Annotated in this window: 8 protein-coding genes and 1 pseudogene; 6 read left to right on the top strand and 3 right to left on the bottom strand. The window is 69.9% G+C overall.

Annotation, left to right across the window (positions count from 1 at the left end):
* Both G3N61_RS39905 and dacB read right to left on the bottom strand, forming a co-directional pair.
* Nucleotides 1-98, bottom strand: a 98-nt coding sequence (locus G3N61_RS39905; RefSeq protein WP_346778606.1) for a class I SAM-dependent methyltransferase family protein, incomplete at its 3' end; no start/stop codon positions are given.
* Nucleotides 99-114: 16 nt separating this feature from the next.
* Nucleotides 115-1,605 (bottom strand): annotated as a pseudogene (gene dacB, locus G3N61_RS36985) (D-alanyl-D-alanine carboxypeptidase/D-alanyl-D-alanine-endopeptidase); the annotation flags it as partial.
* Nucleotides 1,606-1,791: 186 nt separating this feature from the next.
* On the opposite strand from dacB, the gene G3N61_RS36980 reads away from it, so the two are divergent.
* The 6 genes from G3N61_RS36980 to G3N61_RS36955 all read left to right on the top strand — a co-directional run bounded on the left by G3N61_RS36980 (nt 1,792) and on the right by G3N61_RS36955 (nt 7,172).
* Entirely contained in the window at nt 1,792-2,454 is a 663-nt protein-coding gene (locus tag G3N61_RS36980) for a response regulator (RefSeq protein WP_039360640.1), read from the top strand.
* A 3-nt stretch (nt 2,455-2,457) separates the two neighbouring features.
* Nucleotides 2,458-3,804 carry an ATP-binding protein gene (locus G3N61_RS36975; protein ID WP_205824873.1) on the top strand — a complete coding sequence of 449 codons (1,347 nt, stop codon included), beginning with the start codon at nt 2,458-2,460 and terminating at the stop codon, nt 3,802-3,804.
* 110 nt (nt 3,805-3,914) lie between these two features.
* Nucleotides 3,915-5,402: a DegQ family serine endoprotease gene (locus G3N61_RS36970; protein WP_043190210.1), complete on the top strand. Its 1,488-nt coding sequence runs from the start codon at nt 3,915-3,917 to the stop codon at nt 5,400-5,402.
* Between the two features lie 104 nt (nt 5,403-5,506).
* Nucleotides 5,507-5,944: a carboxypeptidase-like regulatory domain-containing protein gene (locus G3N61_RS36965; RefSeq protein WP_043190209.1), complete on the top strand. Its 438-nt coding sequence runs from the start codon at nt 5,507-5,509 to the stop codon at nt 5,942-5,944.
* A 132-nt stretch (nt 5,945-6,076) separates the two neighbouring features.
* Complete coding sequence (locus G3N61_RS36960) at nt 6,077-6,436, top strand: DUF427 domain-containing protein (RefSeq protein WP_089451204.1); 360 nt, start codon at nt 6,077-6,079, stop codon at nt 6,434-6,436.
* Nucleotides 6,437-6,464: 28 nt separating this feature from the next.
* Entirely contained in the window at nt 6,465-7,172 is a 708-nt protein-coding gene (locus G3N61_RS36955; RefSeq protein WP_043190203.1) for an SRPBCC domain-containing protein, read from the top strand.
* Between the two features lie 42 nt (nt 7,173-7,214).
* Here the strand turns inward: G3N61_RS36955 and G3N61_RS36950 are convergent.
* Nucleotides 7,215-7,593, bottom strand: a 379-nt coding sequence (locus tag G3N61_RS36950; RefSeq protein ID WP_205824872.1) for a helix-turn-helix domain-containing protein, incomplete at its 5' end; no start/stop codon positions are given.

Raw genomic sequence — 7,593 nt, 5'->3', positions numbered from 1 at the left:
TAGACGAGATAGCCGCCCGGCGGCACGGCCTGCGCGAGCCCGCGCAGCGAGCGCTCGATCAGCGCGTTCTCGCCGAACAGCTCGTAGAGGCCCGACACGATCGCGAGCGTCGGACGCGGCTCGAGCGGCTTCCGCGTGATCGTTGTTGATGAAGCTGACGACGATGTAGCTCTGGCCGTCGGCGCCGGCGACGTAACCGGCGATCGCGCGCACGTCGCGCAGCGTGCCGGTCTTGATGTGTGCGTTGCCGAGCACGCCGGCGTTGGTGAGGCGGTTCTTCATCGTGCCGTCGATGCCCGCGATCGGCAGCGAATCGATGAAGGCCTGCGCGACAGGGCTTGCGTTCGCGGCCTGCAGCAGCGCGGCGAGCGACAACGCGCTCATGTGCTCTTCGCGCGACAGGCCCGAGCCGTTTTCGAGCAAGAGGTCGGGCATCGCGATGCCGTTCTTCTGCAGGAACGCCTGGATCACGCGGCTCGACTGTTCGGGCGTCGCGGGCGGCTTGCCGCTGACCGCGCCGATCGTCAGGAACAGGTTGCGCGCCATCACGTTGTTGCTGAACTTGTTGATGTCGTAGACGATGCTGCCGAGCACCGGGCTGTGATGCACGGCGAGGGGCCGCGCGGTGGTCGGCACCTTGCCTTCGCTCACCGGCCCCGCGATCGTGCCGCCGTCCTGCTGCCACAGCGCGAGGAAGCCGCGCGCGAAGAACGTCGTGTGATCGAGGATCGCGAGGTTGGTCGTGTGCGCGCCGCAGCGCAGCGGATAGTCGCCGGCGAACGAGGCGGTCATGATCCCGCTGCCAGCCGTCAGCGTCGGGCGCGCGGCTGCGGCGGCCGCGCTGCACGAGCCCGAGCCTTCGACCAGCTGGTTGTCGATCGACAGGTCGGCGAGCGGCGGCAGCACGTCGACGGCCACCTTGCCGTCGTCGCCCGGCGTGACGGTGAACGATATGGCCTTGAAGGCGTACAGCAGCGGATCGGGGCCGACGTTGTACGGCGCGCTTGCGTCGTCGTCGAACGAAGGGAGATCGCGCGTCGATGCCGCGAAATAGCTCTTGTCGAGCACCAGGCCGCCGGCCACGCGCTTGACGCCGGCCTTGCGGAGCTTGTCGACGAGGTCGATCAGCTCTTCGGGCACGAGCTTCGGATCGCCGGTGCCCTTGATGTACAGGTTGCCCTGCAGCGTGCCGTCAGGGTCGATCGTGCCGTCCGTGTAGGCGGTCGTGCGCCAGCGGTAGTCGGGGCCGAGGATCGACAGGCCCGAGAAGGTCGTCACGAGCTTCATCGTCGAGGCGGGCATCATCGGCCGGCTCGCGTTCCACGCGATCAGCGGCTCCGGATCGCCGACGCGCTCGACGACGACGCTCATCGCCGACGCCGGCACCTTCGCGCGCTGCAGCGCGACGAGCACGGACGCCGGCAGGCCGGCCGCACGCGCGGCGGGCGACACGACCGGGGTCTTGCGCGCTTCCTTGTGGGATTTCTTGCGGGCCTGCGCGGACGGCGCGAACGCGAGGGCCGTGCAGGTGGCGATGACGGCGGCGGCCCGCAGGCAGACGCGGGCGCGGGGGGCGAACCGGGTGGACAGATCGGAAATCGGCATGGGCGAATACGGGAGAAGCACGACGTTCGGGCAGGGCGCGCGCGGCGCCAAAGCGCACATTGTAGAGACAAGTCCGGACAGGCCCCTTGCAATCCGCCTTTCTGTTGCATTGCACCGTGCCGCGCACGCGATTCGCGGCGCTACAATGGTCGCCGTGTTTCACTCGCCCGATGGATGCCTGTCCCGATGCGGATTCTGCTTGTCGAAGATGATCGAATGATTGCCGAAGGCGTGCGCAAGGCGCTGCGCTCGGACGGTTTTGCGGTCGACTGGGTGCAGGACGGCGACGCCGCGCTGACGGCGCTCGGCGGCGAGACGTACGACCTGCTGCTGCTCGATCTCGGCCTGCCGAAGCGCGACGGCATCGATGTGCTGCGCACGCTGCGCGCGCGCGGGCTGGCGCTGCCGGTGCTGATCGTCACCGCGCGCGACGCGGTGGCCGATCGCGTGAAAGGGCTCGACGCGGGCGCCGACGATTACCTCGTCAAGCCGTTCGACCTCGATGAACTGGGCGCGCGGATGCGCGCGCTGATCCGCCGCCAGGCCGGGCGCAGCGAATCGCTGATCCGCCACGGCGCGCTGACGCTCGATCCCGCTTCGCACCAGGTGACGCTCGACGGCGTGCCCGTCGCGCTGTCCGCGCGCGAGTTCGCGCTGCTCGAGGCGCTGCTCGCACGGCCCGGCGCGGTGCTGTCGAAGAGCCAGCTCGAGGAGAAGATGTACGGCTGGGGCGAGGAGATCGGCAGCAACACGGTCGAGGTCTACATCCACGCGCTGCGCAAGAAGCTTGGCTCGGACCTGATCCGCAACGTGCGCGGGCTCGGCTACATGGTCGTCAAGGAAAGCTGACGCGTGAGGTCGATTCGTCATCAATTGCTGATCTGGCTGCTCGCGATCGTCGTCGCGGGCGTGGGCATCGCGGGCTGGCTCATCTACCGGCAGGCGCTCGCCGAGGCGAACGAACTGTTCGACTACCAGTTGCAGGAAATCGCCGCGGCCTTGCCGTCCGAGCCGTTCTCGCAGGTGTTCGGCTCGCGCACCAACGGCGACGAAGGCATCGTGATCCAGATCTGGAACCGCAACGGCGTGCTGATGTACTTCTCGCATCCGCGTGCGCCGATCGCGCCGCGCGCGGAGCTCGGCTTCTCGACCGAGCGCACCGACCGCGGCGAATGGCGCGTGTACGGTGCGATCGTCGGCGACAACGTCGTGCAGCTCGCGCAGCCGCTGTCGGTGCGCAACCGGCTTGCGGCGAACGTCGCGCTGCGCACGCTGTGGCCGCTGATCGTGCTGCTGCCGTTCCTCGGCGCGGCCGTGTGGGTGATCGTCGGGCGCGGGCTCGCGCCGCTCGGCCGCGTGACGCGCGCGGTCGAGGCACGCCGGCCGGAAGCGCTCGATCCGCTGCCCGATGCGCGCCTGCCGCTCGAGGTGCAGCCGCTCGTACGGGCGCTGAACGGGCTGCTCGCGCGGCTGTCGGCCGCGCTCGACACGCAGAAGGCCTTCGTGGCCGACGCCGCGCACGAACTGCGCACGCCGCTGGCGGCCGTGCAGATCCAGGCGCAGCTCGTCGCCCGCGCGAAGGACGACGCATCGCGCCGCGAGGCGGTCGCGGATCTCCAGGATGGCGTGTCGCGTGCGACGCGTCTCACGGAGCAGCTGCTCGCGCTCGCACGCGCCGAGCCGGATGGCGCGACGATGCGTGAGCCGGTCGACCTGCAGGGTTTGCTCGCCGAATGCGTGGCCGCGCTTGCGCCGCTCGCGCAGCGGCGCGACATCGATCTCGGCTTCGAGGAAACGCGCGCGGCGAGCGTCGTCGCGGACGTCGGCGCGCTGCGCGTGATGTTCGGCAACCTGCTCGACAACGCGGTGAAGTACACGCCGGACGGCGGCCGCATCGACGTGTCGCTGACCCGCGACGCGGCCGGCCGCGCATGCGTGCAGATCGGCGACAGCGGGCCCGGCATTCCGGCCGACGAGCGCGAGCGCGTGTTCGACCGCTTCTATCGCGACAGTTCCGCGCGAGCGCGCACCGACGTGTCGGGCAGCGGGCTCGGGCTCGCGATCGTCAAGCGCGTGGCCGCGCAGCAGGGCGCGACGGTGTCGCTCGGCGACGCGGCCGCGGGCGGCCTGCTCGTCAGCGTCGTGTTCCGCGACGCGGAGATGCCGGCCGAGGCGGCGCAACCGTCCGAATCCGTGTGAAGAACGGTGCCGGAAGGGCGTGAACAGGCCCTAAGCCCCGCTTAAGGCTGATTAAGCCTCCTTTAAGTCAGGGTCGTTACGCTGCGTCCTAACAAAGAGGAGGTCCTACGATGAACACCCGATTCCTTGCGCGCGGCGCCGTCGCGGTCGCCGTGGCGGCCGCCCTGTCCGCCGCTTATGTCGCCGGCACCCACCGTGCCGATCCGCAGATCATCACGCCGGCGCAGGCCGCCGCGCTGATGCCGGCCGAAGCGGCCGCCAAGACCGGCATTCCCGATTTCTCCGGGCTCGTCGAGACCTACGGCCCCGCGGTCGTGAACATCAGCGCGAAGCATGTCGTGAAGCAGGTGTCGCGACGCGTGCAGCAGCAGCCGCAACTGCCGATCGACCCGAGCGACCCGTTCTACCAGTTCTTCAAGCACTTCTACGGCCAGGTGCCGGGCATGGGCGGCGACGCGCAGCCGGACGACCAGCCGAGCGCGAGCCTCGGTTCCGGGTTCGTCATCAGCTCCGACGGGTACATCCTCACCAATGCGCACGTGATCGACGGCGCGAACGTCGTCACGGTCAAGCTGACCGACAAGCGCGAATACAAGGCGAAGGTCGTCGGCGCGGACAAGCAGTCCGACGTCGCGGTGCTGAAGATCGACGCGAGCGGCCTGCCGACCGTGAAGATCGGCGACCCGGCGCAGAGCAAGGTCGGCCAGTGGGTCGTCGCGATCGGTTCGCCGTACGGCTTCGACAACACGGTCACGTCGGGCATCATCAGCGCGAAGTCGCGCGCGCTGCCGGACGAGAACTACACGCCGTTCATCCAGACCGACGTGCCGGTGAACCCCGGCAACTCGGGCGGCCCGCTGTTCAACCTGCAGGGCGAGGTGATCGGCATCAACTCGATGATCTACTCGCAGACGGGCGGCTTCCAGGGCCTGTCGTTCGCGATCCCGATCAACGAGGCGATCAAGGTCAAGGACGAGCTCGTGAAGACGGGCCACGTGAGCCGCGGCCGCCTCGGCGTCGCCGTGCAGGGGCTGAACCAGACGCTCGCGAGCTCGTTCGGACTGCAGAAGCCGGACGGCGCGCTCGTCAGCTCGGTCGATCCGAACGGCCCGGCCGCGAAGGCCGGCCTGCAGCCGGGCGACGTGATCCTGTCGGTCAACGGCTCGCCGGTTGCCGATTCGACGTCGCTGCCCGCGCAGATCGCGAACCTGAAGCCGGGTTCGAAGGCCGACCTGCAGATCTGGCGCGACAAGTCGAAGAAGACGATCAGCGTGACGCTCGGCGCGATGGCCGACGCGAAGCTCGCGTCGAATGACGGCGGTCCGGTCGAGCAGGGGCGCCTGGGCGTCGCGGTGCGTCCGCTGTCGCCGCAGGAGCGCAGCGCCGACAACCTGTCGCACGGCCTGATCGTGCAGCAGGCCGGCGGGCCGGCCGCCAACGCGGGCATCCAGCCCGGCGACGTGATCCTCGCGGTCAACGGCCGCCCGGTCACGAGCCCCGAGCAGTTGCGCGACGCGGTCAAGGGCGCGGGCAACAGTCTTGCTCTCTTGATCCAGCGCGATAATGCACAGATCTTCGTGCCGGTCGACCTGAGCTGACCGGCCACGGCCGACGGCCGGCCAGGCCGGCCGCGGCGGGCGCCGCCGCCGTTCGAACGCGTGACGCTGCGCCCTGTATGTGTTCCGACCCCAAGGAGAGAGCCATGCAATATCTACGCAACGTGTCCCGATTTGCCGTCGCCGCGGCGCTGGTCGCCGGCCTCGCAGCCGGTGCGACCGGCGCGTACGCGCAGTCGGACGGCTTGCCCGCCGCGCGCCAGCAGGGCGACGTCACCTTTGTGTCCGGCGGCGTCGGGCAGGACGAATCGACGGCGTTCCAGCGCAACGAGCCGATGTGGCCGCTGGCGCTGCGGTTCACCGGCAAGGGCGGCGAGTTCCTGGCCGACGTCCATGTGCGGATCGTCGACGGCAAGGGCGACGAGGTGCTGAAGACCGACGCGCGCGGGCCGTACATGCTCGTGAAGGTGCCGCCGGGCCGCTATACCGTGCATGCGTCGTACCAGGGCAATGAGGAATCCCGCGCCGTCACGGTCGGCGCGAAGGGCGGCGCGAAAACCGCATTCCAGTGGAGCGCGCAGTAGCCCGCCGCGCGCGGCCCCGGCCCGGGTCGCGCATTCGGCAGCGGTTTCGCCCATAATGAAAGCCACGGCACGCGTGCCGTGGCTTTTTCGTTTCCTGAGCCCGGCCTGGCCGGGCCGCCCCAAGGAGAAACGATGTCCGATGCAGCCGACCCTCGTCTCGAAATCGTGCCGAACCGCCATCGCGTGCGCGTGATCCATCGCGGCATCACGTACGCCGATTCGCACGGCGCGCTGACCGTGCGCGAAACGGGCCTGCCGGACACCCACTACCTGCCGCGCGGCGACGTCAACATGCGCCGGCTCGTGAAATCGGGCGTCACGTCGGCCTGTCCGTTCAGGGGCCAGGCCGTGCACTTCGACTTGCAGACGGAAGACGGCGTGATCGAAAACGCCGCATGGAGTTACGAGGAACCGGAGGAGGCTGCGTCGGCGCTCGCGCACTACGTCGCCTTTGACGCCGCACGGATCGACAGTCTCGTCGAGACGTCCTGATGCGGCGCGCGTTCATCGGGGAGGCGTCATGGAACTGAACGACACATTACGCGTACCGCTCGCGCCGCCTGTCGTACAGGCGGCGTTCGAGGATCTCGCGTTGCTGCGCGCGAGCTTCGAGCATTGCGAATCCTTCGAGAAGCATGCGCATGGCGAGTTCGCGCTGACGATCACGGTGCCGCTCGGCCCGCTGCGTGCCCGCTACGACGTGCGGGCGCATGCGGCCGCCGAGCAGGGCGACGCGGAAGGGCAGCCGCGCCGCGTGCTCAACTTCAAGGCGCGGGCCGACGGGCTCGGCGCGCTGCGCGGTCAGGTCGAACTCGTGCTGATGCCGGATGACGACGCGAACGCCACGCGCATCGAGTACGTCGTCTGGGTGACGGCGAGCGGCCCGCTCACCGAGCTGCCGGGGCGGCAGATCGAAAATACGCTGCGCGAATGGACCGACGATTTCTTCCGAGAATTCTGCGCGGTCGTCCAGGCGAAGCACGGCCTCGCACCGAATCGCGCACGCTCGGCCGCGCCGCGGCGCCAGCATGTGTTCCTGCGGCCGGCGGCGCTGGTGGCCGCGACGAAGCGCGCGTTGCCGCCGCACCTCGGTGGCGCGCTGACCGGGCGCGCGGCCAGCGCGCTCCCGCATCGCGGCTCCGGCACGGTGCCCGTCTGGGGCTGGGCCGCGATGATCGTCTTCGTCGCGCTGCTGCTTTACGCGGCGCGCTGGATCAACGGCGGCTGAACGGCCGGACGGTTCCGCTGCGAGGCCCGCCCGCCGCGCGCGTTACCGCACGACATCGGCGCCGGCTCCGGCGCCGCGAAATTCCCTTCGATACGCGGACGGCGAGGTGCCGAGCGCGCCCGCGAAATGCTGGCGCAGCGACACGCTCGACCCGTAGCCGGCCGCCTGCGCGATCGCATCGATCGACTGCCCGGTGGTTTCCAGCAGATGCTGCGCGCGCGCGAGCCGCTCGGCCTGCAGCCACGCGGTGACGGTCGTACCGGTTGCCTGGCGGAAGTGGCGCGTGAACGTGCGCCGGCTCATCAACACGCGTTCGGCGAGCGAATCGACGCTGTGCGCGGCGTCGAGGTGGGCGCGCACCCAGTCGAGCAGGCCCGCGAGCCGCGCGTCGCGCGGGTGCGCGGCGACCGGCTGCGGCACA

This window comes from Burkholderia sp. Ac-20349, from assembly GCF_017104865.1.
Lineage (GTDB): Bacteria > Pseudomonadota > Gammaproteobacteria > Burkholderiales > Burkholderiaceae > Burkholderia > Burkholderia aenigmatica.
The sequence above is the reverse complement of the archived record's forward strand: the minus strand, read 5'-3'. Positions and strand labels throughout refer to the sequence as shown.